The organism is Pantoea sp. 1B4, assembly GCF_016925765.1.
Taxonomy (GTDB): domain Bacteria; phylum Pseudomonadota; class Gammaproteobacteria; order Enterobacterales; family Enterobacteriaceae; genus Pantoea; species Pantoea agglomerans.
Genome location: NZ_JAEUWZ010000001.1, coordinates 3,612,412 through 3,638,070, shown reverse-complemented (window position 1 = coordinate 3,638,070; position 25,659 = coordinate 3,612,412). Strand labels below are relative to the sequence as shown.

Genomic DNA, 25,659 nt, shown 5'->3' with positions numbered 1-25,659 from the left:
GGTATCATTAACGAATTCTTAGTAATACCGACAAAATGGCAGAGAAACGCAATATCTTTCTGGTTGGGCCGATGGGTGCCGGCAAAAGCACTATTGGCCGTCAGTTGGCTCAGCAACTCAACATGGAGTTCTTCGATTCCGATCAGGAAATTGAGCGACGCACCGGAGCGGATGTGGGCTGGGTTTTTGATGTCGAAGGCGAAGCTGGCTTTCGCGATCGCGAAGAAAAAATCATTAACGAACTGACCGAGAAGCAAGGCATCGTCCTGGCGACAGGCGGTGGTTCCGTCAAATCCCGGGAAACGCGTAATCGTCTCTCCGCCCGCGGTGTTGTGGTTTATCTTGAAACCACCATCGAGAAGCAACTGGCGCGCACCCAACGTGACAAAAAACGTCCGTTGCTGCAGGTGGATTCACCGCCGCGTGAAGTGCTCGAAGCGCTGGCTGGCGAACGTAACCCGCTCTACGAAGAGATCGCCGATGTAACCATTCGCACAGATGATCAGAGTGCGAAAGTGGTGGCGAATCAGATTATCCACATGTTGGAAAAAAGTTGATCCAACGTTCGAAGGCTCCTTAACAGGTATCGGGCATCATGGAGAAGATCACCGTCTCACTGGGGGAACGCAGTTACCCCATCACTATCGCTGCCGGACTGTTTAACGATCCGGCTTCTTTTTTGGCCGCTAACCGCGGGCGAAAACGCCATGGTGGTGACAAACCAGACGCTGGCTCCGCTTTATCTTGACCAGCTGACGGCGCTGCTGACGGCGGCAGGTGTAAAAGTGGATCAGGTGATCTTACCCGACGGCGAGCAATATAAGACGCTGGCCGTGATGGATCAGGTTTTTACCGCGCTCCTGCAAAAGCCGCACGGTCGTGATACGACGCTTATCGCCTTAGGCGGCGGCGTCATTGGCGATCTTACCGGTTTTGCTGCGGCCAGTTATCAGCGTGGTGTACGCTTTATTCAGGTACCGACCACCTTACTGTCGCAGGTCGACTCTTCGGTTGGCGGCAAAACGGCCGTTAACCATCCGCTGGGCAAAAACATGATCGGCGCGTTTTATCAACCCGCGTCGGTGGTGATTGATACTGCCTGTCTGCAGACGTTGCCCGCGCGCGAACTGGCGTCGGGTCTGGCGGAAGTGATTAAGTACGGCATCATCCTCGACGGTGCGTTTTTCCAGTGGCTGGAGCAGAATCTTGATGCCCTGCTGGCGCTGGATGAACAGGCGCTGGCGTACTGCATTCGTCGCTGCTGTGAACTGAAAGCCGAAGTCGTGGCCGCCGATGAACGTGAAAACGGTCAGCGGGCGTTGCTGAATCTGGGCCATACTTTTGGTCATGCGATTGAAGCACACATGGGCTATGGCAACTGGCTGCACGGTGAAGCGATTGCAGCGGGCATGGTGATGGCGGCACGCACGGCTGAACGCCTGGGGCAGTTCCAGGCACAGGAGACGGACCGCATTATTGCTCTGTTCCTGCGTGCCGGTTTGCCGGTACATGGGCCGGAGGCGATGAGTGCGGAGATGTATCTGCCGCACATGATGCGCGATAAGAAAGTTCTGGCGGGCGAATTGCGGCTGGTACTCCCGCTGTCGATTGGCCGCTCTGAAGTGCGTGGTGGCGTGGCACATGATATGGTGCTGGCTGCAATTAATGATTGTCAGCAATCCTGAGATTAAGCAGTTGAGTGGTGACGCGGCGCGCAGGGTGCGCAGTGCGGAATGCCGCTTTACGGAGGAGGCAAAATGGATGAGTTTAAACCGGAAGATGAGTTAAAACCTGACGCCAGCGATCGCCGTCCCTCGCGCCCTCGTAAGTCGTCTCCCGCAGCCAAAATACCGGTTTCGCGCCAGCGCATCATGATGGGTGTCGGGATCCTGGTTCTGCTATTACTGGTACTGGGTATTGGTTCGGCGCTGAATGGCCCGGATGAGAAAAAACCTGCGACTGCGGGCAACACGCCTGCCGCTGGCGGCGGTTCCGGCAGCGAGAAGAACATCGACCTGGCCGGCTCCTCTTCCATGTCAGGTGGACAGACGACGCCAACCGGCGGGCAGACCACGCCAGCTACCAGCGAAAATAACGCGGCGACCAGCGGTAATGCTGCGTCTGACCCGCAGCGCGACGTCTCAATGCCGCCTGTGGCTTCAACGCCTACGCAGGCCGCCCCTGTTGACACGCCAGCAAATCAACAGCGTGTCACACTGCCGGGCGATCTGAACAGCGCGCTGAGTAATCAGCAGCAGCAGGTCGACAGTGCCGCGATGGGCACGCAGGGTGGCAGTTCACTGCCAACAGCCCCTGCCACAGTCAGCGGTAATGCCGGAACGGCTGTGAATCCGGTTACGGCCCCTGCAGGCCGTCAGACGCCAAACAAATCAAACGCTTCTGCCCGTCCGGCGCACGATTCATCGCATAAAACTGCCTCGAAGCCTGCAACCCGTGACAGCAAAACGCATACCACGCCAGCACGTACGCCAGCCCCTTCTGCTCCGGCCACTGCGGCGGCAGGCAGCAGTTCAGCCAGCAAATCATTACCAGGCGGCAGCTATACCCTGCAGCTGAGCGGTGCATCGAAGGCGGAAAGCCTGAATGCCTGGGCTAAGCAGCAGAATCTGAGTGGGTATCACGTCTACAAAACCACCCGTAACGGTCAGTCGTGGTACGTGCTGGTGAGTGGTTCCTATGCCACACCGGCTGATGCCAAACGCGCGGTAGCCTCACTGCCTGCCGAAGTGCGTGCGAAGAACCCGTGGGTTAAACCAGTAAGCCAGGTGAAGAAAGAAGCCAGCCAATAGCGGATGTGGGGCCAGTTTCTGGCCCCGTTTTAAGCGCAGATCTGCTGTCGGTCCAGCCACAGCCTCACAATAAGATGTAATAACCACGACAGCATGAAAAAAAATCGCGCTTTCCTGAAATGGGCAGGGGGAAAATTTCCCTTAGTAGAAGAGATCCATCGCCATCTGCCGCAAGGCGACTGTCTGGTAGAACCCTTTGTTGGCGCGGGTTCGGTGTTTCTGAACACTGAATTTGATCGCTACCATCTGGCTGATATCAACAGTGACCTGATTAATCTCTATAACATTGTTAAAACGCGCACGGCGGATTTCATCCGTGACGCGCAGCTGCTGTTTACGCCGGAAAGTAACAACGAGATCTGTTATTACCAGCGTCGCACCGAATTTAACACCAGCACCGACGCCTACCTGCGCGCGCTGTTGTTCCTCTATCTGAACCGTCACTGTTACAACGGCCTCTGTCGCTATAACCTGCGTGGCGAGTTCAACGTGCCGTTTGGCCGCTATCGCAAACCCTACTTTCCGGAAGCAGAACTGTTATGGTTTGCCGAGCGTGCGCAAAAAGCGACGTTTGTCTGTGAATCGTACGATGTTACCCTGACCAATGCCGGTAAAGGCTCGGTAGTCTATTGCGATCCGCCTTATGCGCCGCTGTCGGCAACGGCCAATTTCACGGCTTATCACACCAACAGCTTCAGCCTGCGTGAGCAGGAGAACCTGGCGGCGTTAGCGGCAAAGCTGGCTTCGTCGGAGGACCGGATTCCGGTACTCATTTCTAACCACGACACTGCACTGACGCGTTTATGGTATCAGGATGCAGAGTTACATGTGGTCAAAGCCCGGCGTTCTATCAGCCGAAGCATAACGGGTCGCACCAAGGTCGACGAACTGCTGGCACTTTATAGCTAGTCTGTTTCGTCCGCGACCAACGCATTACGCCAGCCTGCGTGCTGGCGCACAACAGTGGGAGAATCGGATGAAACAATATTTGCTGGCCCCTTCAATCCTTTCGGCGGACTTTGCTCGCCTGGGCGAAGACACAGCCAAAGCGCTGGCGGCCGGAGGTGACGTGGTTCACTTCGACGTGATGGACAACCACTACGTGCCTAATCTGACCATGGGTCCGATGGTGCTGAAAGCACTGCGCGACTATGGCATCACTGCCCCCATCGATGTGCATCTGATGGTGAAGCCGGTAGATGCGCTGATCCCTGATTTCGCCAAAGCGGGTGCCACCTACATCACCTTTCATCCCGAAGCCAGCGAACACGTTGACCGCACCCTGCAAATCATCAAAGAGCATGGCTGCAAAGCGGGTCTGGTGTTTAACCCGGCAACCCCGCTGAGCTACCTCGATTACGTCATGGATAAGCTGGATATCATTCTGCTGATGTCAGTGAACCCCGGCTTTGGCGGTCAGTCATTTATTCCTGGCACACTGGATAAACTGCGTGAAGCGCGCAGGCGTATCGATCAGAGTGGTTACAGCATTCGTCTTGAAGTGGATGGCGGCGTGAAGATCGACAATATTGGCCAGATCGCTGCCGCCGGTGCCGACATGTTTGTCGCCGGTTCCGCGATCTTCGGTCACCCTGACTATAAAAAAGTGATCGATGATATGCGCAACGAACTGGAGAAGGCCAATGGCTCATTTCACTGATATTCGTGCGCTGGCGTTTGATCTCGATGGGACACTGGTGGATAGCGCACCCGGCCTGGCCGATGCGATTGACCGCACGCTGAACGACCTCCGTCTGCCGCAGGCGGGCCTTGAGCGTGTCTCAACCTGGATTGGCAACGGCGCGGATATCATGATGGCCCGCGCGCTGACCTTCGCGCTGGGCCGTGAGCCGCAGCCGGAAGAGCAGCGTGATGCGCGGGCGCTGTTTGACCGACATTATGCCGATACCGTGGATGCGGGCAGTACGCTGTTTCCACAGGTAAAGCAGACGCTGGCCGCCTTAAAGGCCGCCGGGCTGCCGATGGCGATAGTCACCAACAAGCCGACGCCGTTTGTGGCACCGCTGCTGGAGTCGCTTGGCATTGCTGATGCGTTTTCGCTGATTATCGGTGGCGACGATGTGCCGGTTAAAAAAACCGCATCCTGCGGCAATTTTTATGGTGCTGGGCACCTTTGGTGTGTTGCCGAATGAGTTGCTGTTTGTCGGCGACTCACGCAATGATATCCAGGCGGCGCAGGCGGCGGGCGTACCCAATATCGGCATGACCTTTGGCTATAACTATGGCGAGCCGATTGCCACCAGCCAGCCCGATTTAACCCTCGACTCTTTCGACGAACTTTTGCCCGCTCTGGGGCTGTAAATATCAGGACATAAGTATGAAACCCATCGTTTTCAGCGGCGCACAGCCGTCCGGCGAACTGACCATTGGCAACTATATGGGAGCGCTGCGTCAGTGGGTGCAGATGCAGGATGATTTCCACTGCATTTATTGCATCGTTGATCTGCACGCGATCACCGTGCGTCAGGATCCTGTTGCACTGCGTAAAGCGACGCTGGACACGCTGGCGCTCTATCTGGCCTGTGGTATCGACCCGCAAAAAAAGCACCATCTTTGTTCAGTCGCATGTGCCAGAGCACACGCAGCTGAGCTGGATCCTGAACTGCTATGCCTACTTCGGTGAACTGAGCCGCATGACGCAGTTCAAGGATAAATCAGCGCGTTACGAAGAGAACATTAACGCCGGTCTGTTCGACTATCCGGTGCTGATGGCGGCTGACATTCTGCTCTATCAGACCCATCAGGTGCCGGTGGGTGAAGATCAGAAGCAGCATCTGGAGCTGAGCCGCGACATCGCGCATCGCTTCAATGCGATTTATGGCGATATCTTCAAAGTACCAGAGCCGTTGATTCCGAAGTCTGGCGCGCGCGTGATGTCGCTGCTGGAACCGACGAAGAAGATGTCCAAGTCTGACGATAACCGCAATAACGTGATCGGCCTGCTGGAAGATCCGAAAGCGGTCGTGAAGAAGATTAAACGCGCCGTCACCGATTCTGAAGAGCCGCCAGTGGTGCGCTACGATATCAAAGAGAAAGCGGGCGTCTCTAACCTGCTGGATATACTGTCGGGCGTGACCGGTAAAACCATCGCCGAGCTGGAGCAGGAGTTCGAAGGCAAGATGTATGGCCACCTGAAAGGCGCAGTAGCCGATGCTGTGTCGGGTATGCTCTCTGAGCTGCAGGAGCGTTATCACAGCTTCCGCAACGATGAAGCACTGCTGGAGCAGGTGATGCGTGATGGCGCGGCCAAAGCACGCGCACAGGCGCAGGAAACGCTGAAGAAGGTGTATCAGGCGGTAGGCTTTGTCGCGATGCCGTAATGGCTGAGCAGACAACCAGGACGGCGGGCATTGTGCCCGCCGTTTTTATTTGCCGGACTCAGAACCAGCGCAGGCTGTCACGCAGACTTACCACGCTGCCGATGATCATCAGGCTGGGACTGGTCACCTGACCGGCTAATGCCTCCAGCTCGCTCAGTGTCCCGGTGACCACGCGTTGACGCGTAGTGGTGCCGTTTTCCACCAGCGCCACCGGCATATCGCTGCGCATACCGTGCTTTATCAACTGCTGCTGAATCTCTCCGGCCTGCGTGAGCCCCATATAAAAGACCAGCGTCTGCTGTTCCGCCGCCAGCGTCTGCCAGGCGAGCGAGCCCTCTTTCTGCAGATGTCCGGTAACCAGTCTGACGCTCTGCGCATGATCGCGGTGGGTCAGGGGAATACCGCTGTAGGCCGCACAGCCCGATGCGGCGGTGATCCCCGGCACCACGCTGAACGGAATCTGCCGCTGCGCCAGCGCTTCCAGCTCTTCACCGCCGCGACCAAAGATAAAGGGATCGCCGCCTTTCAGCCGCACTACACGTTTTCCCCGCTGCGCCTGTTCGCAGAGCAGCTGGTTGATCTCATCCTGCGGCACGCAGTGATGTCCGGCGCGTTTCCCGACAAAAATGCGCTCGGCATCGCGGCGCACCAGATTCAGGATCTCATCAGAGACCAGCCGGTCATAAACGATGACGTCTGCCTGCTGGATCAGCTGTAAGCCTTTCAGGGTCAGTAATCCGGCATCACCCGGACCGGCACCAACCAGCGCCACTTCACCCTGTTGGCGAAGGTCAGCGTTAAAGAGCTGGTCGGTAATCTGCTCTGCGCGCTCACTGTCGCCGTTGGCCAGCGTCTGGGCCAGCCGCTCGCTGTTAAAGAAGCGTTCCCAGAAGTAGCGGCGAGCATTGACAGAGCTGAACTGCTGTTTAACCCGCGCGCGCAGAGTGCCTGCCAACTGAGCCAGCTGGCCAAGGTGTTGCGGCAGCATCGCCTCCAGCTTCTCCCGCAACAGGCGCGCCAGTACCGGCGCGCGTCCACCGGAAGAGACGGCGACCATCAGCGGGGAACGATCGATGATCGACGGCATAATGGCGCTGGCCTCCTGCGGCGCATCCACCAGATTGCAGAAGATCTGCTGTTTTTCGGCGGCTTCAGCCACCTGCTGATTAACCGCATCATCGCTGGTCGCGGCGACCACCAGCCAGCAGCCGGGGAGCCAGTGCTGATCAAACGCCCCTGGCAGCAGCGTGATGGTTTCCTGCTGCGCCCATTGCCGGAAGGCGGGGGAGAAATCAAGGGCACCGACCAGCAGTTCGGCGCCGGCCTCCAGCAGCAGGCGGGCTTTCCGCTCAGCCACGTCACCTGCGCCGACCAGCAGGCAGCGTCGGCCCTGCAGGCGGCAGAATAAGGGGAAGTAGTCCATCAGACGTCCTTAAAAAAGCCCGCGGAGGCGGGCTGTTGACGGGAGTTACAGGCAGACTTCAACCTGTCCGGCATTGACCCGCACCGGCCAGGCCGCCACGGAGCGCGTTTCATCCTCCATGCAGTAGCCATCGCTAAGACGGAAACGCTGCTTTTTCAGCGGGCTGGCAACCCAGAGCGCATCCTGATGTTCAGCAATAATGCCGCGTGACAGCACGCTGGCATCGGCAAAGGGGTCGATATTGCTGATGGCATAGAGCTGCTCATCGTTGCGGGGACGGAAGATAGCAACCTGCTGGCCTTTGACCAGCGCGCAGACGCCCGTGGCGGGCAGGATCTGCGTCAGCGGGCACACCGGATTCCACTGGCTCATGATTCGGTCTCCTCAATCAGGGTCACGGCAATGCGTTCATCGGCGCGTGCCGGGCGGTGCTGGTCGCGCTCCGCGACCCGCTGCACGCCAGGATCGCGTTGCGGCGAGTTGATAAAGTGGGCAAAGCGCGTCAGGTGATCCTTATCTTCCAGCGTCGCTTTCCATTCACAGCTGACGCTGGCGCGCAGTGCGGCCAGCTGCTGCTCCATCTGGCCGTTGAGGCCAAGTTTGTCATCCACAATCACCTTACGCAGATAGTCGATGCCGCCTTCCAGACTCTCCAGCCACAGCGAGGTGCGCTGCAGTTTGTCGGCAGTGCGGATATAGAACATCATGAAACGGTCGAGATAGGTAACCAGCGTCTGCTGATCGAGATCGGCCGCCAGCAGATCGCCATGGCGCGGCTTCATGCCGCCGTTGCCGCAGACGTAAAGGTTCCACCCTTTTTCGGTCGCGATAATGCCGACATCTTTGCCCTGTGCTTCTGCACATTCACGGGTGCAGCCAGAGACGCCAAACTTCATCTTGTGCGGCGTACGGATGCCTTTGTAGCGGTTCTCCAGCATCACGCCGAAGCCGAGGCTGTCACCCACGCCATAACGGCACCAGGCGCTGCCAACGCAGGTTTTCGCCATCCGCAGCGCCTTGGCGTAGGCCTGGCCGGTTTCAAATCCGGCGTCGATCAGCTGTGACCAGATGGCGGGCAGATCGTCTTTCTGCGCGCCAAACAGACCGATACGCTGAGAGCCGGTAATTTTGGTGTAGAGCTGATAGCGCTCGGCGATCTCGCCAATCACTTTCAGTCCCTGGGGCGTGATTTCACCGCCGGGCGAGCGCGGGATCACCGAGTAGGTGCCATCTTTCTGGATGTTGCCAAGGTAGAGGTCGTTGCTGTCCTGTAACGGCGCGTGCTGGGGCTTGAGCACATACTCATTCCAGCAGGAGGCGAGCAGTGAGCCAACCACCGGCTTGCACACTTCACAGCCGTAACCCTGACCATAGCGGGCCAGCAGTTCGTCAAAGGTTTTAATCTCCTCTACCTGAATCAGGTGATAAAGCTCCTGACGTGACCAGGCGAAGTGGGCGCAAAGATGGTTATTGACCTCAATGCCCTGACGGCTGAGTTCACTGTTGAGAACCTGGGTGATCAGTGGGATACAGCCGCCGCAACCGGTGCCGGCACGGGTGCTGCTTTTCAGTGCTGCCACGGTATGACAGCCACCCTGAACCGCCTTAATGATGTCGCCTTTACTGACGTCAAAACAGGAGCAGATTTGTGCGGTATCAGGCAGAGAATCGACGCCGATGGCCGGTTTATCCCCGCTGCCGGCTGGCAGAATCAGTGCTTCCGGATTAGCAGGCAGCGGAATACCATTCAGCACCAGCTGCAGCAGGTTGCCATAGTCGCTGGTGTCGCCCACCAGGACGGCACCCAGCAGGGTTTTCTGATCTTCGCTGATAATCAGGCGCTTGTAGATCGATTTGCTCTCATCCAGCCAGACCACGCTGCGAGCGCCTGGCGTGGTGCCGCGCGCATCGCCAATGCCGCCAACATCAACACCCAGCAGCTTCAGTTTGGCGCTCATGTCCGCGCCGGTAAACGCATTGTCGCGGCCCAGCAGATGGTCGCTGGCGACCTGGGCCATTTTGTAACCCGGCGCCACCAGGCCATAGACACGATTCTGCCAGGCAGCGCACTCACCGATAGCGTAGATGGTGGGATCGCTGGTCCGGCACTGGTCATCAATGGCGATGCCGCCGCGCGGCCCCAGTGCTAATCCACACTGTTTCGCCAGTTTGTCCTGCGGGCGAATGCCGGTGGAGAAGACGATGAAATCGACCTCCAGCGCGCTGCCATCAGCAAACTGCAGCGTTTTGCCGCCGTGTTCGTGATGCACAATCTGTTGGGTGTTTTTACCGGTGTGGACCCGTACACCCATCTGCTCAATCTTGCGACGTAGTTGCTCACCGCCTTGCTGATCTAACTGCTCCGCCATCAGCACCGGCGCAAATTCAATAACGTGGGTTTCAATGCCCAGATTTTTCAGTGCGCCCGCCGCTTCCAGCCCCAGCAGGCCGCCGCCAATCACCGCGCCGCGTTTGCTGCGGCGCGAACAGGCTTCGATGGCGTTGAGATCTTCGATGGTGCGATAGACAAAGCAGTCGCTGCCTTCGGCACCGTTAATTGGCGGGATCCACGGATAAGAGCCGGTGGCAAAAATCAGCGTATCGTAATGCACCGCGCGACCGGTACTGGAGTGGATGAGCTTCTCATCACGGTTAATGGTGATGGCGCGTTCACACAGTAGCAGATTGACCTGATGTTTGTCGTAATAGCCTTCACGAACCAGCGACAATTCTTCAGCGGTGTGATGGGAAAAGTAGGCGGACAGGTGGACACGATCATAGGCGACGCGGGGTTCTTCACAAAAGACGGTCAGCGAAAACTGGTCAGGTTCCGCTTTCTCTAGTAATTCTTCTATGAAGCGGTGGCCGACCATGCCGTTACCGATAACGACGACATTGTGCTTGCTCATTTTTGCCTCAAATTTGCGATATCTGCGGCTACAATAGCGCGCCGTTTCTGGCACTTATTGATATACATCAACCACGACGCCATATACCCATTAAGAGGTATATGGTTGATTTAAAATAATTTTTTCTGGTGCGGCTAACCCGCTGATTATTCGGGCTTGCGGCGGGTCACCTGAATCGTGTTAGTTTTAAAACACAAAACCGGAAAAGGAGTCGGCAATGATGTCACCTAAGTGGATCAATAACGTGCGTTTACCCTGGCGGGATGGTTTATGGCAGATCGCCATCGCCGATGGCAAAATTGCCCGGCTCTCAGCCCAGCCGCAGCACGCTTCACCGGCGGATGAATCGCTGGACGGCGAGGGTGGCTTAGCCTGCGCGCCTTTTATTGAGCCGCATATTCATCTGGATACCACCCAGACCGCTGGCGAACCTGCGTGGAACCAGTCCGGTACGCTGTTTGAAGGCATTGAGCGCTGGGCTGAACGCAAAGCCATGCTCAGTCATGAAGATGTTAAGCGGCGGGCGATGCAGACGCTGAAGTGGCAGATTGCCAACGGCATTCAGTTTGTCCGTACTCATGTTGACGTTTCTGACCCGTCACTGACGGCGCTTAAAGCGATGCTGGAGTTGAAGGCGGAGATGGCGCCGTGGATCACTATCCAGATTGTTGCTTTTCCCCAGGAGGGTATTCTCTCTTATCCCAACGGTGAAGCATTGCTGGAGGAGGCATTGCGGCTGGGCGCGGATGTGGTCGGCGCGATCCCGCATTACGAATTCACCCGTGAATATGGCGTTGAGTCGCTGCATAAAACCTTTGCGCTGGCTAACCGCTACGATCGGCTGATCGATGTTCACTGCGATGAGATCGATGATGAACAGTCGCGCTTTGTGGAAACCGTGGCGGCGCTGGCGCATCGCGATGGCAACGGCGCGCGCGTGACGGCCAGTCATACCACCGCGATGCACTCTTACAATGGCGCGTATACCTCACGACTGTTTCGGCTGCTTAAGCTGTCGGGCATTAATTTTGTCGCGAATCCGCTGGTCAATATTCACCTGCAGGGCCGCTTTGATACCTATCCTAAGCGGCGCGGCATTACGCGGGTGAAAGAGATGCTGGAGGCGGAGATTAACGTCTGTTTCGGCCACGACGATGTGTTCGATCCCTGGTATCCGCTGGGCACCGCCAGCATGCTGCAGGTGCTGCATATGGGCTTACACGTCTGTCAGTTGATGGGCTATGAGCAGATTGATGCGGGGCTGGATCTGATTACGCATAACAGCGCGAAGACGCTGCAGCTGTCAGGCTATGGCATTCAGACCGGCAACGATGCCAGCCTGATTATTCTGCCGGCAGAGAGTGGTTTTGATGCAGTAAGAAGACAGGTTCCGGTGCGCTACTCGCTGCGTCGCGGCATCGTGGTGGCAGAGACAAAGCCCGCAGAAAGCGAGATTTACTGGCGGGAGCGGGAGCGGATAGACTTCCGGCGTTAAACAGCAGGGCGGCGATCAATCGCCGCCCTGAATGATTAATGCGTAACGTGACCGTGCGAGCGATGTTTAGTGACCAGCCCCAGCAGGACACACATCACAAACACCACCGCGTAGAGGCCGTTGGCGGTGGCCAGCGCCGTGTGCACGCCGCTCTTCTCAACAATCGGCGCGGTCACCACGAAGGTCAGCATGGTGCCAACGGTGCCGCAGGTCAGAATAAAGTTCACCAGTTTCGGTGACGCCACTTTGGTCTGCAGCGAGCCGAGCGTGATGATGGTGGTGTAAATTGCGCTCGAGCTGAAGCCCAACACCATAATGATCCACTTCAGCATACTGGCATCCTGGCTGCTGACGAACCAGTACATCAGCACGGTAGCCAGCCCCGCCAGCACCATCAGAATGCGTTGCAGATCGAAGAAGCGCAGCAGGAAGCTGAAGGCCCACATCCCCACCATATACGCGGTCCAGAAGCTGCCCACCAGTTGTCCGGCATCGTTAATATTCATGCCCATGACTTTGGTGGCATATTCCGGTACCCAGGAGATAAAGCCAAGCTGGCCCAGAATGTAGCAGAGCGCCGCCACTGCCAGCAGCAGCACGCCCACACCCCATTTTTCTTTCTCAACTGTCGGGCTGTTTTCGGGCTTACGCAGCACCGGGAACTCGACAAACAGCGTCATGATGAAGATCGCGACGTAGATAAAGCCGATGCAGACGTAGACCCAGTACCACGGCAGCTGACGCGCCAGCAGAATCCCCGCCAGCACAGGAAACAGCGTGCCCGCCATGCTGAAGAAGGAGTCGGTAAACAGCAGGCGTGAACCGCGCTGGCGGCCTTCATACATATGGGTGATCAGGAAGGTGCCGATCGACATAGTAATGCCGCTGACCACGCCCAGCACAAACATACAGAGCGAGAAGACGGTCAGATCGCGGCTGGTCATCAACCCGATTATCGCCAGTACCATCAGGACGAAGCCGAAAATCAGCTGACGCTTCAGTGGCACAATCACCATCAGCCAGGCGTTCAGGAAAACCGCCGCCAGGATGCCGCTGTTGAGGAAGGTGAAGGTATTACTCATGCTGGAGATGGGGATCTGGAAATCTTTTGCGATATCGCCCATTACCATGCCGGTAACAATCACCAGCGCGCCGGTAAGCGCGTAGGAGAAGAAGCTTATCCAGGTGAGGCCAATACGATTACGGTTTGTCATGTTCTGAACCTGTTGAGAACCGGGTGCCAAAAAAGTGTCAGAAAGTGTAAACGGAACCGTGATCTTAATAAACAACCAGTGAAACCAGAGATCCATATTTCATGTGTTGTGTGATTTTAATCACGTAATTGCCGGGGTTTAACGTTTGCTCCCCCCATTTGCTGCCACAGCGTAAATATAGGTAAAACGCTGGCTCCTGGAATAGAGTCTCTTTACAATCAATCACGTTTTTGTGCCCGCTCTCCCAGGTAAGGAATCTTTCATGTTTAAACGTACTTTAACAGCGGCCATCACCCTGTTAGCGCTCTCTTCCGTTTCCGCCCAGGCGCTGGCTGCAAAAGGTGACACCCACGTTCTGCTCACCACCTCCGCCGGCAATATCGAACTCGAACTGAATAACCAGAAAGCGCCGGTTTCTGTGAAAAACTTCGTTGATTACGTCAACAACGGTTTTTACAACAACACCATTTTTCACCGCGTGATCCCGGGCTTTATGGTGCAGGGTGGGGGCTTCACTACGGACATGCAGCAGAAGCAGACCAACGCGCCGATCAAGAATGAAGCGGATAACGGCCTGCGTAACCTGCGCGGCACGATTTCCATGGCGCGAACCGCCGATAAAGACAGTGCGACCAGCCAGTTCTTCCTCAACGTCGCGGATAATGCATTCCTCGATCACGGACAGCGCGATTTTGGCTATGCCGTATTTGGTAAGATTGTGAAAGGTCAGGATGTGGTTGAAAAAATTTCTCAGGTACCGACCAAAGATGTGGGTCCTTACCAGAATGTTCCATCCAAACCGGTAGTTATCCTCTCCGCCAAAGTCCTGCCTTAAGTCCGTTCGTCGCCATCTGCGGATGGCGACCGCCTGCCGCATCCGGCAAAGCCAGAATTTGCTCTTATACTTAGGGCAAAAACCTGAGCAGGAGGCGGCATGGCGAACAAACTCACCGAAAAACAGAAGGTCACCCTGTGGCGACAGCGGCGTAGCGCCAGCTATCAGGCCAGCTGTCGGCTGGAAGGCTTCTCGCCAAATGAAACCAGCGTAAACAGCGATGATGCGGCCGCACGTCTGGCGTCACTGAGGAGGCAATATGGACTCTAATACCGCCGTCAGCCAGGATCCCTACCTGTGGCAGCATGACAATGTGCTGAAAAACCTGCCAGATATTCACGATGCCGCGCAGCTGCGTAAGGCGGAGCTGAGTTTTAGTGCGGCGCGTGCCGCCACGCTGGAGCTGGGCCCCGGTAATCCTGGACTGCCTTACCTGTGCCAGATCCACCGTACGCTGTTTCAGGACGTCTACAGCTGGGCTGGTGAACTGCGCACTATCGATATCTGGCGCGATGAGACGCCGTTCTGTCATTTCGAATATATCGAAAAGGAAGGTAACGCCCTGATGGCCGCGCTGGAGGAGGAGAAGGGCCTTGCTGACCTGCCGCGTGACGCGTTTATTAAGCGTGTTGCCCACTACTACTGCGAAATCAACATGTTGCATCCTTTCCGCCACGGCAACGGTCGGGCGCAGCGGATTTTCTTTGAACAGCTGGCGCTGCATGCCGGTTATCTGCTCTCCTGGGAAGAGACTGACGCTGAAAGCTGGAAAGCGGCGAATCAGGCTGGTGTGGCCGGAGACCTGACTTTGCTGGAGCAGGTATTTGCGAAAGTGGTGAGCGAGGCGGCTTAACCGCGTAGAATAGCGGCGCGGGTAATTATTCTGGACTGGCCATGCTGCTGCTTATCGACAATTACGACTCCTTTACCTGGAATCTTTATCAATATTTCTGCGAGCTGGGCGCGCAGGTTCGGGTGGTGCGCAATGATGCCATCACGCTGGAGCAGATGGCGGCGTTACCGCTGACTCATCTGGTGATCTCCCCTGGTCCCTGCACGCCGTCGGAGTCAGGCATTTCGCTGGCGGCGATCCGGCATTTCGCCGGTCAGCTGCCGGTGCTGGGCGTCTGTCTGGGCCATCAGGCAATTGCGCAGGCGTATGGCGCGCAGGTCGTGCGCGCGCGTCAGGTGATGCACGGCAAAACCTCTGCGATTCAGCACACCGGACAGGGCGTTTTCCGCACTCTGAATAATCCACTGACCGTGACCCGCTACCATTCGCTGATTGTACAGCGCGACTCCCTGCCAGATGCCTTCGAGGTGACTGCCTGGACGGTGCGTGACGGCGAGCCTGACGAAATTATGGGATTCCGCCATAAAATTCTGGCGCTGGAAGGCGTGCAGTTCCATCCCGAAAGCATTCTCAGCGAGCAGGGACATCAGCTGCTGCGCAATTTCCTTGAGCAATAAGTTGCCTTTGAGTGATTTTTTATGCATATTTTGTGATTATTATTTCAAAGTTGCACATCAATCATCTAAATGGGGTCATCAATGGCAGCGGAAAAAATTGCGGTCACGCGGGAGACGTTCGATAACGTTATTTTGCCTGTTTATGCACCTGCGCAGTTCGTGCCGGTAAAAGGCAAGGGCAGTCGTGTATGGGATCAGCAGGGCAAAGAGTATATCGATTTCTCAGGTGGTATCGCCGTCACCGCACTTGGACACTGCCATCCTGCGCTGGTCGAGACGCTGAAAAGTCAGGGCGAGACGCTGTGGCACACCAGCAACGTCTTCACCAACGAACCGGCGCTGCGTCTTGCCAGTAAGTTAATTCAGGCGACCTTTGCCGAGCGGGTCTTCTTCGCTAACTCCGGGGCCGAAGCCAACGAGGCCGCCTTTAAGCTGGCGCGCTACTACGCCTGCAAACGTCACAGCCCGTTCAAAAGTAAGATTATCGCCTTTCATAACGCCTTTCATGGCCGGACGCTGTTTACCGTCACGGTCGGCGGACAGCCAAAATATTCTGATGGGTTCGGGCCTAAACCGGCGGATATCGTCCATGTGCCGTTCAATGATCTGAACGCAGTAAAAGCGGTGATTGACGATCACACCTGCGCCATTGTGGTTGAACCGATTCAGGGTGAGGGCGGCGTCGTGCCCGCAACGCAGGAGTTTATGCAGGGACTGCGTGAGCTTTGCGATCAGCATCAGGCGCTGCTGGTGCTGGATGAAGTGCAGAGCGGCATGGGGCGCAGCGGCAAGCTGTTCGCCTATGAGCATTATGGCATCCAGCCCGATATTCTGACCTCAGCCAAAGCGCTGGGCGGCGGTTTCCCGGTCAGCGCCATGCTGACCACTAACGAGATCGCCTCGACCATGGCGCCGGGCGTGCATGGCACCACCTATGGCGGCAATCCACTCGCCTGCGCCATCGCTGAAACCGCGCTTGATATTATCAATACGCCGGAGGTGCTGGCAGGCGTTGAGACGCGTCGTCAGCACTTTGTCACGGCGCTGCAGGCCATCGATGCGAAGTATGATCTCTTCAGCGATATTCGCGGCAAGGGTCTGCTGATTGGCGCGGCGCTGAAACCGCAGCATGCCGGTAAAGCACGCGATATCCTGAATGCCGCGGCCGCAGAAGGCGTGATGGTGCTGGTTGCCGGCACCGACGTGATGCGTTTTGCCCCGTCACTGATCATTGAGCCTGCCGATATCGAAGAGGGCATGAGCCGCTTCGCCACGGCCGTCGGCAACGTGCTCAACGGCTAGCTTAGTTTTTACGTAAGCGTCTGATCAGCCAGCGGCCATGTTGCGGCCGCTGGTTCCACGCCAGCGATGAAATGGTGTACATCACGCTCAGATGATCGAGAATGCGCCGCACATGCTGCTCCACCACCGTGATCGGTCCCTCACTGATGTTCTCCAGCTCATCCAGCAGGTTAACCTGTGAGCTTTCACCATCATATTCCAGCCGCTGCTGACACCGCTGCAGCGCGATTTCACAGGATTGCAGGTAACGCTCAGCCAGCGAGGCAGTGAGCATGGTGTGCTCACGCGCCAGAATCGTCATGGCGTTGATATGCTCGACGATAAACTGACTGTGCGTGACCCAAAGCCGCATATCACTCAGATAGCGGGAGTTGAACGCGGGTTCCTGCATCGCCTGATTCAGTGAGTTAAACAGCGCATTGTGTGCCTGATTGACCTTCACCCGCTGATAAGCCAGTTTCTCTGGTGACTGTTCGTCACCCAGCAACAGCCGCAGCGCATCCTGATAGGTTTCCAGTGCGTCGTGGGCGTTCTGCCGCAGCAAGCCGCTCTGCCACTGCGGCCACAGCCAGAGCATCCCGCCAAAGGCGATCAGACAACCCATCAGCGTATCCATGAGTCGCGGCAGCAGAAACTGCGCGCCATTCAGCGACAGCAACTGCAGCGAGTAAACCGCCGTGACCGTAAAGCCAATCATCGACCAGCCATAAAACTGGCGGGTAAAGCGATAGCTGATAAAGGTAATCGCCAGCATGATCAGCAGCACCAGCGACTCCGGCACCGCCATGCGCAGCGTGGCGGCCGCGATCACCAGACCGGCAAAAGTGCCCAGCGCCCGGTGCTGAATGCGGACACGGGTAGCGCTGTAGCCGTTCTGGCTGACGAACATGATGGTCATCAGGATCCAGTAGGGTTTGGGGATGTTGAAGAACAGCGCCAGCGCGCTGCCCAGCATCAGCATCACCGCAAAGCGGCCGGCAGTGCGCAGGGCCGATGAGCGGAACGAGAGATAACTACGCAGCGCCGGTAACAGCGGCAGACGGCGCTGGCGGTCAGCCATCAGATCGCGCTGATAAAGGGGTTTCTGGGTGCGCAGGACCCGCGCGATGCGGTTGAAGTGGTAAAGGCAGAAGTTACCCACCGGATTGTCGGGATGCTGATGGGCGATTTTCTCCAGCGCGCCGAGCTGTTTATCCATCGCAAAGCGATCGGGTAGCTGGTGATAGAGAATGTTATCCGCCAGCACCCGCAACCGGGCCGAGATGGTTTTGGCATTCCAGCGGATCACCGCTTCGGCGTGGCTCTGTTCGACCAGCTTCTGCACCTCTTCCGGCCGATGCAGGCTGACCGAGATATGTTCCTGCAGATCCAGCGCCACCTGAAAGGCGCGCGTCAGCCGTTTATGGCTGTGATCGCGGCTTGCCGACAGCATATGCATCTGCTGATAACAGGTGTTAATCAGATCGACCACTTTCTGCTGACGAGCCAGCAGCGGCGGCAGCGCCTTTTCCGGATCGGTCAGCTGCGTCAGCAGGGTATATTTTGCGTCGCAGTAGTTAGCCAGCTCGCGATAGATCAGGCTCAGGCTTTCGCGCATCGGCTGCTCTTTCCACAGCCAGAACCAGAACCAGTTAAAGAGCCCGTACCATAGCGTGCCGCCGATATAGAGCAGCGGGGGAACATAGATTGGCATGCGGCCAATCAGGCTCAGGGTAAAGATGGCGGCAATCAGGGTGCCGGGCAGCAGACGACCATGCAGCGGGCTGATCTCCCCGGTAACGCCGAGCAATAAGGGCATGGCAAACAGAATCAGCGGCAGCGGAATAGCATGCAGGGTGAGCCACTGCATCAGAAAGCTGCCGAGGGCAAACAGGCTGCCGCCAACAATCAGGCGTTTGAAGAAGCGTTTATGCGGGGTATCCAGACCGGCGATGTTGCAGCAGGCGGGCACTAATGAGAACAGCAGACCTTTTTGCAGGTCGCCAGCCAACCAGCCCAGCGCCACCGGCAGACAGAGCACCAGCGTTTGCCGCAAGGCGTAGTTAACTTCAGGATGGTAAATAATTCGACGCCACATCGGCCCAACACAAACAATAACGGCGTGATGTTGCCATCACGCCGTGGGTGACAGGAATTAGCGGGTGCCGTAAACGACGATGGTTTTGCCGTGTGCGGAGATCAGGTTCTGATCTTCCAGCATCTTCAAAATACGGCCCACGGTTTCACGTGAACAACCAACAATCTGGCCAATTTCCTGACGAGTGATTTTAATTTGCATGCCGTCGGGATGCGTCATGGCATCTGGCTGCTTCGCCAGGTTGAGCAGGGTCTGTGCAATGCGTCCGGTTACGTCGAGGAAAGCGAGGTTACCCACTTTTTCAGACGTCACCTGCAGGCGACGCGCCATCTGCGATGAGAGTCGCATCAGGATGTCAGGGTTAACCTGGATCAGCTGACGGAATTTCTTGTAAGAAATCTCCGCCACTTCGCACGCGCTTTTCGCACGTACCCAGGCGCTGCGCTCCTGGCCTTCTTCGAACAGGCCAAGTTCACCAATAAAATCGCCCTGATTCAGGTAGGAAAGAATCATCTCTTTGCCTTCTTCATCTTTAATCAGAACCGCAACGGAACCTTTCACGATGTAGTAAAGCGTTTCTGCTTTTTCACCTTGGTGAATCAGCGTACTTTTGGATGGATACTTGTGAATATGGCAATGGGACAGGAACCATTCGAGTGTAGGGTCTGTTTGCGGTTTGCCGAGAACCATTCGCTATTATCCTCTGTTGTAATCGTGCCCAAAATACAGGGGGGCAGTTTTCCCTGTCAGGCGGTGAAAGCTTCAAGCGTTTCCATTTCAGGAAATTATTCGGGCCGCATCAGGCGCAGTGCGCATCATCCTTCCCGGCTTCGTCATCGGGTGACGAAAAATATTTTCAGCACTGTTTGTAGCACAGCTTTTGCCGACTGTCTTCTGTTGTCTCGCTTCAGCTACGGGCGGATTTCTCTGGATTGCTGTTTACCAGGCGAAAGCGTACTCTGGCGACAAAACAGCGTATTCCGGAGCAAAAATCATGCAGGCAAGAGTGAAATGGGTAGAAGGGCTGACATTCCTCGGAGAATCCTCATCCGGCCATCAGATACTGATGGATGGAAATTCGGGTGATAAAGCGCCCAGCCCAATGGAGATGGTGCTGATGGCGGCGGGCGGATGCAGCGCGATTGACGTGGTATCAATTCTGCAAAAAAGGCCGAAACGATGTGGCTGATTGTGAAGTAAAACTGACCTCAGAACGTCGTGAAGAGGCGCCGCGAATCTTTACGCACATCAACCTGCATTTTATCGTGAGTGGTAAAGCCCTCCAGGATAAAGCGGTCTCACGCGCTGTTGATCTTTCTGCTGAAAAATATTGCTCTGTGGCCATCATGCTGGGTAAAGGCGTTAACATCACGCATAGCTATGAAGTGATTGAGCTGTAGTAGCCGCAGGGGTTATTGCAGACCTGCTAACTTCACTTCCAGTATCTGATGCAGGTTGCTTTAGGACTGTGCCTGGGCCGGGAATCCGCTTTGATACTGTGCCTGCGTATTGAACAGGGTCAGAGCGGTTTGTGTCGGTCCGCTGTCAGACTGTGCCTGCGCTGGGAACCGGGTCAGATCGGAAAGTCGCTTAAGCCAATCCCTGGCCGCTCGGCCCGCGCCGTCCCTGGCGCGGGACGCTTTCCTCTTCTGACCCGGTTCCCTGCGTGTTAAGCTTTTTCGCTGCTGTCAGATTCATCCTGCATTGGCATTGGCATTGGCATTAGTCTGGAAAGGCCCTTTTGGCCTCTTACTCTATTCGTTTGCCTTCCATCAGCCGCTTCACCAGTGGGCCCATAATCAACTCCATCGCCAGACCCATTTTGCCGCCAGGCACCACCAGCGTATTGATGTGCGAGATAAACGAGCCCTGCAGCATCGCCAGCAGGTAGGGGAGGTCGATATCTTCCAGCGCCTGGAAGTGGATCACCACAAAGCTCTCATCCAGTGACGGAATAGCGCGGGCAGCGAACGGGTTTGAGGTATCGACCGTCGGGACGCGCTGAAAGTTGAGGTGAGTGCGTGAGAACTGTGGTGTGATGAAGTTGATGTAATCTTCCATCGAGCGCACTACCGAATCCATGACCGCTTCACGTGAATGGCCGCGCTCGCCGGTGTCGCGCACCAGCTTCTGTATCCACTCCAGATTCACAATCGGCACCACGCCAACCAGCAGATCAACCTGTTCTGCTACGTTGTGCTGCGCCGTCACCACGCCGCCGTGCAGCCCTTCGTAGAAGAGAATATCGGTGTTCTGCGGCAGCGGTTGCCACGGCGTAAAGGTGCCGGGCACCTGATTCCACGGCACTGCTTCATCATAGGTATGCAGATATTTACGCGACTGGCCCTGTCCGCTCTGACCATACTCTTTAAAGCTCTGCTCCAGCAGGCCAAAGTCATTGGCTTCCGGGCCGAAGTAGCTGACATGACGTCCTAAATCGCGCGCCTTACGAATCGCCATATCCATTTCAGGGCGGGTAAAGCGGTGAAAACTGTCACCTTCCAGCTCCGCCGCATGAAGATCGAGCTGCTGAAAGATTTTGCGAAACGCCACGCTGGTGGTGGTGGTCCCTGCGCCGCTGGAACCAGTCACCGCGATAATGGGATGACGTGCAGACATAGAAAAGCTCCCTGTGAGGTCGGGCAATAGGCATTGTTAACACGAAATGCCGTTGGGTGCATCAGCCACGAAATTCTTTGCGCGGCATGATATTGACCGATTCGTGCAGTTCCGACCACACCAGTACCACTTCACCCGTTTCCAGCTGACGTCGCACATCGGCCACCTTGTCGATCAGGCTGCGTTCCTGCTCGCCATAGTCCGTGCCTTCGCGCAGCACAAAGGTTTCAATCAGATTTTCAAGGGTCTCAGGTGAGACCTGTTGCCAGGGAATAATCACGAGATCAGTTATCCAGAAAAGGGGCGATCCACTGGGGGATACGCTGTTCCAGCCACATTTCAGGCTGGCGTAATGTCCCACCAACAAAACCTACATGGCCGCCGTGTGGTGTCAGTTGATAAGTAATAGTGGCAGATAATTGGCTGCTGTGCGGGATCACCTCATCACTCATAAAAGGATCATCTTTGGCGTGAATGATCAGCAGCGGTTTCTCTGCGTGCTTCAGCCAGGGCATGGCACTGGCACGATGATAGTAATCGGCCGCATCCAGAAAACCGTGGGCGCGGGCGGTAATGGCATCATCAAAATCGCGCAGTCGCCGCAGCGATTTCAGCTGCGCCAGATTGACCGGCAGCGTATCCGGCCAGGCGTGCAGTTTACGGCGGGCATTTTTCTTGAGCTGCGCCAGCAAATAGTATTGATAGACGCGTGAGAAGCCGCGTTCCAGTTTTACGCTACAGGGCTCCAGCAGCAGCGGAGCGGAGACAATGACACCCGCGTCTACCTCAGCGGCTGCGCCCTGCTGGCCCAGCAGGCAGCCCAGCATGTTACCGCCCAGCGAGAAACCGACCGCCGCGGTGGGCACGCGGCCCCAGCGGGAGCGCAGCCAGTGCAGAAAAAAGCGGGCATCTTCGGTTTCGCCAGAGTGATAGATGCGGTTGAGCCGATTCGGTTCGCCGCTGCAGCCGCGAAAATGCATCACCACCGCCAGCCAGCCGCGCGCGCGGCAGATCGCCATCAGTCCATGAATATAGGGGCTGTGAAAACTGCCCTCCAGCCCATGAAACAGCACCACGCGCGGTTTATGCTGCGCGAACTGCGGATCTTCACTCCAGGCGAGATCGACGAAGTCGCCATCCGGCAGGTCGAGACGTTGCCAGTGGGGATCGCCCGTGATACGACGACGTAGCAGGCGCGGCAGCAGGGTCTGCAGGTGCGCGTTACGCAGACTCTCAGGAGGCGTGAAGTGCTCGTTTTCCGGTCCGGTAAATTTCATGTGGTAAAAGCTTGTCTGTTCCATATCACACTGTTAGCTTCGATAAGTTTTTTCTTGCAGGGTAAGGAGTACCCGATTGCCATGGAACTGAGTCTTTTCTTATCAATGTTGGGATTTCTTTGGGTCGCGGCCATTACGCCCGGGCCTAATAATATGTTACTCACCGCCTCGGGCGCTAATTTTGGCTTTATGCGCACCATTCCGCTGATGATTGGCATCATGATCGGAATGCAGGTGATGCTGCTGATGGTGGCCTTTGGCGTCGGCGGGCTGATCCTGCTCTATCCTTCGCTGCACCTGGTGCTGAAAATCGCCGGTAGCCTCTATCTGCTCTGGCTGGCATGGAAAATCGCTACCGCCAGTTATGAGAAGCTGGAAACCGATCAGGCGCCGGATGCGCCGATGCCCTTCTGGCAGGGCGGATTGTTGCAGTTGATCAATCCCAAGGCCTGGCTGATGGCGCTGGGCGCGGTCGCCAGCTTCAGCCTGGCCGGTGACGCGTATCGCCATTCAGTGATGGCGATAAGCATCGGCATGTTTCTGGTTAATCTGGTGTCGGGTGTTATCTGGATGGGATTTGGTGCGATGATCGGCCGCATTCTGCGCAGCCGTCGCGCCTGGAAAATCTTTAACCTCGCCATGGGGCTGCTGACCGCCGCCTGCGTGCTGTTAATCTGGCACTAAGTTAGCTGGATGCGCGTTCAACGCGCGTCCACGGCAGCACCTCGCGGATGACTGGCGCATTAGCGTTGCGGATCTTTTGCAGCAGCAATTGCACGCTACGCGCGCCCAGCTGGTTCATCGGCTGCTCGATGGTCGTCAGCGGCGGATTCAGGCTGCGGGTAAACGACACGCCATCAAACCCGACCACCGCCAGATCTTCCGGCACGCGCAGACCCGCTTCCAGCGCCGCATGCACCACGCCTACCGCCAGCACATCTGAAACCGCAAACACCGCATCCGGCGGTTCCGGCAGCGCCATCAACTCCCTTAGCCCCTGACTGCCCGCCTCACAGGAGATTTCGTAAGTGTAGGAGACGCCGGACCACGCATACCCCAGCTCCTCAATCGCCTGCCGGTAGCCCTTTTCACGATGATGTGAGTAAAGGTAACGCATGTCGCCATTGATCAGCCCGATGCGTTTACGCCCTTTACCGGCAAGGTAATGGACGGTGTCGCGCGCGGCTTCAAGGTGATCAATGCTGACCGAGGAGGCGGGGATATCCGGATCAAATTCGCAGCACTGCACCCAGGGCGCCCCGGCAATGAGCGCCTGCAAATCCTGTAAACCGGAGGCCGCATCCATCGTAATCACGCCATCGACCACTTTTCCGGTCAGCAGGGAGAGATAAGCGGCTTCACGCTGAAGCTGCGAGGCGGAGTTACAGAGCAGGATGTGATAGCCGTGCAGTTCCGCTTCGGCCTCGATGCCCTGAACCACGCGTGAACAGAAGGGATTGGTGATATCCGAGATCAGCACCAGCAGCATGTTGCTTTGCGACGTACGCAGCTGACGCGCCAGTAAGTTGGGCTGATAGTCGCAGGCAGAGATTGCCGCCAGAACTTTCTCACGCGTATCGGGCTTCACGCCGGGATGCGCGTTGAGAACCCGCGATACCGTGGCTTTGGAGACGCCAGCCAGCTGAGCGACTTTCTCGATCGACATCGGATTCAGAAACCTTAACAGGCAATAATTGGGAACGCATATGAATAGCACAGGGACAATGTGAGCGCCTGACATTTTTGCTTACTTTAGCTATTTTCAGCATTTGCGATTTTTGACTTAGTTTTGCAGATAGTGATCTAAGAACTTATTTCTATTAGGGATAATTTTTAATTCCTTTATGAAACTATAGCGCGCAGAGACACTGCCTCCACTATAAAAACGGTGGGGTAGTGATCATGGCAGCAACACGTTTAACTTTTTTAGCCGCAGCGCTGGCGCTGCTGGCGTTTCGGGCTGATGCGGTCAATGTCACCGTGGCTTACCAGACCTCGGCTGAGCCGGCGAAAGTGGCGCAGGCTGACAACAGCTTTGCGAAAGAGAGCGGGGCCAGCGTTGACTGGCGCAAGTTTGACAGCGGCGCCGGGGTATTACGTGCGATGGCGTCCGGTGACGTCCAGATTGGCAATATCGGTTCCAGCCCGTTAGCGGTCGCGGCGGCGCAGAAGCTGCCGATTGAAGCCTTTTTACTCGCCTCTCAGCTGGGCAACTCTGAAGCGCTGGTGGTGAAGAAGAACACCACCACGCCCAAAGATTTAATTGGCAAGCGCATCGCGGTGCCGTTCATCTCTACCACCCACTACAGCCTGCTGGCTGCGCTGAAACACTGGGGCATCAAACCGTCACAGGTACAGCTGGTCAATCTGCAGCCGCCAGCGATTATTGCTGCCTGGCAGCGTGGCGACATTGATGGCGCTTACGTCTGGGCACCGGCGGTTAATGAGCTGGAAAAAGAGGGCAAGGTGTTAACCGACTCTGCGGAAGTGGGAAGCTGGGGATCGCCGACGCTGGATGTCTGGGTGGTACGCAAAGATTTTGCTCAGCAGCATCCGGAGATCGTGACTGCTTTTGCCCGCAGCGCGCTTGACGCGCAGCAGGCCTACCTGAACAGCCCCGACAGCTGGCTGAAGCAGTCCGATAACCTCAGCAAACTCTCTCGCCTCAGCGGTGTGCCGGAAGCACAGGTGCCCGGTCTGGTGAAGGGCAATACCTACCTCACGGCGCAGCAGCAGGTTGAGCAACTGGGCAAACCGGTCAATAAAGCGATCGTCGATACCGCGCAGTTTCTGAAAGCACAGGGCCGGGTGCCGCAGGCGGATAACGACTACAGCAGCTATGTGACCTCCCGTTTCGTCGAGCCATTAGTTAAACCTTAAGGAGGCA

At 56.6% G+C, this 25,659-nt stretch carries 22 protein-coding genes and 4 pseudogenes; 16 read left to right on the top strand and 10 right to left on the bottom strand.

The window, feature by feature from the left end; genetic code table 11:
• Positions 1-35: 35 nt before the first annotated feature.
• The 7 genes and pseudogenes from aroK to trpS all read left to right on the top strand — a co-directional run bounded on the left by aroK (position 36) and on the right by trpS (position 6,151).
• On the top strand, positions 36-557 hold the full coding sequence (gene aroK, locus JNO11_RS17540; protein ID WP_003852989.1) for a shikimate kinase AroK: 522 nt from the start codon (positions 36-38) through the stop codon (positions 555-557).
• Positions 558-595: 38 nt separating this feature from the next.
• Positions 596-1,685 (top strand): annotated as a pseudogene (aroB, locus tag JNO11_RS17535) (3-dehydroquinate synthase).
• 72 nt (positions 1,686-1,757) lie between these two features.
• A complete protein-coding gene (locus JNO11_RS17530; RefSeq protein WP_201499888.1) occupies positions 1,758-2,810 on the top strand; it encodes an SPOR domain-containing protein in 1,053 nt (350 codons plus the stop codon).
• Positions 2,811-2,903: 93 nt separating this feature from the next.
• A complete protein-coding gene (gene dam / locus JNO11_RS17525; RefSeq protein ID WP_010671570.1) occupies positions 2,904-3,719 on the top strand; it encodes an adenine-specific DNA-methyltransferase in 816 nt (271 codons plus the stop codon).
• A 67-nt stretch (positions 3,720-3,786) separates the two neighbouring features.
• A complete protein-coding gene (rpe, locus tag JNO11_RS17520; RefSeq protein ID WP_010253116.1) occupies positions 3,787-4,470 on the top strand; it encodes a ribulose-phosphate 3-epimerase in 684 nt (227 codons plus the stop codon).
• Positions 4,454-5,132, top strand: a pseudogene (locus tag JNO11_RS17515) (phosphoglycolate phosphatase). The gene rpe and the pseudogene JNO11_RS17515 overlap by 17 nt, the downstream one beginning before the upstream one ends.
• Positions 5,133-5,148: 16 nt before the next feature.
• Positions 5,149-6,151 (top strand): annotated as a pseudogene (gene trpS / locus JNO11_RS17510) (tryptophan--tRNA ligase).
• Positions 6,152-6,209: 58 nt separating this feature from the next.
• Here trpS and cysG read toward each other — a convergent pair.
• Genes cysG through nirB form a run of 3 tightly spaced genes read right to left on the bottom strand, consistent with a single transcriptional unit; the run spans position 6,210 to position 10,483 of the window.
• Positions 6,210-7,574 carry a siroheme synthase CysG gene (gene cysG / locus JNO11_RS17505; protein WP_325177536.1) on the bottom strand — a complete coding sequence of 455 codons (1,365 nt, stop codon included), beginning with the start codon at positions 7,572-7,574 and terminating at the stop codon, positions 6,210-6,212.
• Positions 7,575-7,619: 45 nt separating this feature from the next.
• Positions 7,620-7,946 carry a nitrite reductase small subunit NirD gene (gene nirD, locus JNO11_RS17500; RefSeq protein WP_010253107.1) on the bottom strand — a complete coding sequence of 109 codons (327 nt, stop codon included), beginning with the start codon at positions 7,944-7,946 and terminating at the stop codon, positions 7,620-7,622.
• Positions 7,943-10,483: a nitrite reductase large subunit NirB gene (gene nirB, locus JNO11_RS17495; RefSeq protein ID WP_325177535.1), complete on the bottom strand. Its 2,541-nt coding sequence runs from the start codon at positions 10,481-10,483 to the stop codon at positions 7,943-7,945. Before nirB ends, nirD begins: the two co-directional genes overlap by 4 nt.
• 217 nt (positions 10,484-10,700) lie before the next feature.
• On the opposite strand from nirB, the gene JNO11_RS17490 reads away from it, so the two are divergent.
• A complete protein-coding gene (locus JNO11_RS17490) occupies positions 10,701-11,978 on the top strand; it encodes a cytosine deaminase (protein ID WP_031593898.1) in 1,278 nt (425 codons plus the stop codon).
• Between the two features lie 35 nt (positions 11,979-12,013).
• Here JNO11_RS17490 and tsgA read toward each other — a convergent pair whose 3' ends face one another.
• Entirely contained in the window at positions 12,014-13,192 is a 1,179-nt protein-coding gene (gene tsgA / locus JNO11_RS17485; RefSeq protein ID WP_031593897.1) for an MFS transporter TsgA, read from the bottom strand.
• Between the two features lie 262 nt (positions 13,193-13,454).
• Between tsgA and ppiA the strand changes: the two genes are divergently transcribed.
• The 5 genes from ppiA to JNO11_RS17460 all read left to right on the top strand — a co-directional run bounded on the left by ppiA (position 13,455) and on the right by JNO11_RS17460 (position 16,799).
• Complete coding sequence (ppiA, locus tag JNO11_RS17480) at positions 13,455-14,027, top strand: peptidylprolyl isomerase A (RefSeq protein ID WP_003852970.1); 573 nt, start codon at positions 13,455-13,457, stop codon at positions 14,025-14,027.
• A 99-nt stretch (positions 14,028-14,126) separates the two neighbouring features.
• Entirely contained in the window at positions 14,127-14,297 is a 171-nt protein-coding gene (locus JNO11_RS17475) for a YhfG family protein (protein WP_010253095.1), read from the top strand.
• On the top strand, positions 14,287-14,880 hold the full coding sequence (locus tag JNO11_RS17470) for a putative adenosine monophosphate-protein transferase Fic (RefSeq protein WP_325177534.1): 594 nt from the start codon (positions 14,287-14,289) through the stop codon (positions 14,878-14,880). The genes JNO11_RS17475 and JNO11_RS17470 overlap by 11 nt, the downstream gene beginning before the upstream one ends.
• Before the next feature lie 41 nt (positions 14,881-14,921).
• A complete protein-coding gene (locus JNO11_RS17465) occupies positions 14,922-15,497 on the top strand; it encodes an aminodeoxychorismate/anthranilate synthase component II (RefSeq protein WP_325177533.1) in 576 nt (191 codons plus the stop codon).
• A gap of 81 nt (positions 15,498-15,578) precedes the next feature.
• Positions 15,579-16,799, top strand: coding sequence for an aspartate aminotransferase family protein (locus JNO11_RS17460; RefSeq protein WP_022624054.1), 1,221 nt, complete (start codon positions 15,579-15,581; stop codon positions 16,797-16,799).
• A gap of 1 nt (position 16,800) precedes the next feature.
• On the opposite strand, the gene JNO11_RS17455 is transcribed toward JNO11_RS17460, so the two are convergent.
• A complete protein-coding gene (locus tag JNO11_RS17455; RefSeq protein ID WP_010253083.1) occupies positions 16,801-18,876 on the bottom strand; it encodes a YccS/YhfK family putative transporter in 2,076 nt (691 codons plus the stop codon).
• A gap of 57 nt (positions 18,877-18,933) precedes the next feature.
• Complete coding sequence (gene crp, locus JNO11_RS17450; protein WP_003852956.1) at positions 18,934-19,566, bottom strand: cAMP-activated global transcriptional regulator CRP; 633 nt, start codon at positions 19,564-19,566, stop codon at positions 18,934-18,936.
• A 304-nt stretch (positions 19,567-19,870) separates the two neighbouring features.
• Between crp and JNO11_RS17445 the strand changes: the two are divergent.
• Positions 19,871-20,276, top strand: a pseudogene (locus JNO11_RS17445) (OsmC family protein).
• A 349-nt stretch (positions 20,277-20,625) separates the two neighbouring features.
• On the opposite strand, the gene JNO11_RS17440 reads toward JNO11_RS17445, so the two are convergent.
• From JNO11_RS17440 to JNO11_RS17430, 3 genes are all read right to left on the bottom strand, one after another.
• The gene (locus tag JNO11_RS17440; protein WP_010253068.1) at positions 20,626-21,495 is read right to left on the bottom strand and encodes a phosphoribulokinase; all 870 of its coding nucleotides are present in this window, start codon (positions 21,493-21,495) and stop codon (positions 20,626-20,628) included.
• Positions 21,496-21,556: 61 nt separating this feature from the next.
• On the bottom strand, positions 21,557-21,775 hold the full coding sequence (locus JNO11_RS17435; RefSeq protein ID WP_010253066.1) for a YheU family protein: 219 nt from the start codon (positions 21,773-21,775) through the stop codon (positions 21,557-21,559).
• Positions 21,776-21,779: 4 nt separating this feature from the next.
• Positions 21,780-22,796, bottom strand: a complete 1,017-nt coding sequence (locus JNO11_RS17430) for a hydrolase (RefSeq protein ID WP_325177532.1) — start codon at positions 22,794-22,796, stop codon at positions 21,780-21,782.
• Between the two features lie 57 nt (positions 22,797-22,853).
• On the opposite strand from JNO11_RS17430, the gene JNO11_RS17425 reads away from it, so the two are divergent.
• Positions 22,854-23,456 carry a LysE family translocator gene (locus JNO11_RS17425; RefSeq protein WP_010671578.1) on the top strand — a complete coding sequence of 201 codons (603 nt, stop codon included), beginning with the start codon at positions 22,854-22,856 and terminating at the stop codon, positions 23,454-23,456.
• A 1-nt stretch (position 23,457) separates the two neighbouring features.
• Here the strand turns inward: JNO11_RS17425 and JNO11_RS17420 are convergent, their stop codons facing one another.
• A complete protein-coding gene (locus JNO11_RS17420) occupies positions 23,458-24,438 on the bottom strand; it encodes a LacI family DNA-binding transcriptional regulator (protein ID WP_031593718.1) in 981 nt (326 codons plus the stop codon).
• Positions 24,439-24,674: 236 nt separating this feature from the next.
• Between JNO11_RS17420 and tauA the strand changes: the two genes are divergently transcribed.
• A complete protein-coding gene (gene tauA / locus JNO11_RS17415; RefSeq protein WP_325177531.1) occupies positions 24,675-25,652 on the top strand; it encodes a taurine ABC transporter substrate-binding protein in 978 nt (325 codons plus the stop codon).
• Positions 25,653-25,659 lie beyond the last annotated feature (7 nt).